Source organism: Bradyrhizobium sp. BRP19 (genome assembly GCF_020194195.1).
Taxonomy (GTDB): Bacteria; Pseudomonadota; Alphaproteobacteria; order Rhizobiales; family Xanthobacteraceae; genus Bradyrhizobium; species Bradyrhizobium yuanmingense.
In genome coordinates this window covers 1-383 of sequence record NZ_JADYVZ010000253.1, presented here as the reverse complement: position 1 = coordinate 383, position 383 = coordinate 1, and the positions used below count along the sequence as shown (strand labels likewise).

Sequence of the window (383 nt, the reverse complement as noted above, 5' to 3'; positions counted from 1 at the left end):
GTGTAGACCTGGGCGGCCAGCGCCCATGCCGCGTGCAACTGGCCCGAGGCGCCGAAGGTGGTGTAGTCCGGCGAGTCCGTCTCGGTCAGGTGGAGCTCCAGCCACCGCCGTAACGCGTCCGGCGTGTATTCGTTCTTTTCGGCCATGGCATCCCAGTCACACCCGTCGAACGTCGTCGACGTGATCGCCGATGCCAGAACGACCGCTAGTGCGGATGCTCGACCCTCGGAGATGTCAATATCGCCGGTCTGCTGGCGACCATAAGGAGTGTCGACGACCTGGATACCGTACTCGTGCAGCCGCGCCGGAAGAACGAAGCCGTTCGGGAGCCCTTCGGCCCGCGCCACCATGCCCTTGATCATGGGTGCGAACTTCTCATGTTC

Annotated in this window: 1 protein-coding gene; it reads right to left on the bottom strand. The window is 64.0% G+C overall.

Annotated features, from left to right (window positions below):
• The coding region (locus I6F36_RS39440; protein WP_225173345.1) for a hypothetical protein at positions 1-362 on the bottom strand (362 nt) is incomplete at its 3' end.
• Positions 363-383: the final 21 nt, after the last annotated feature.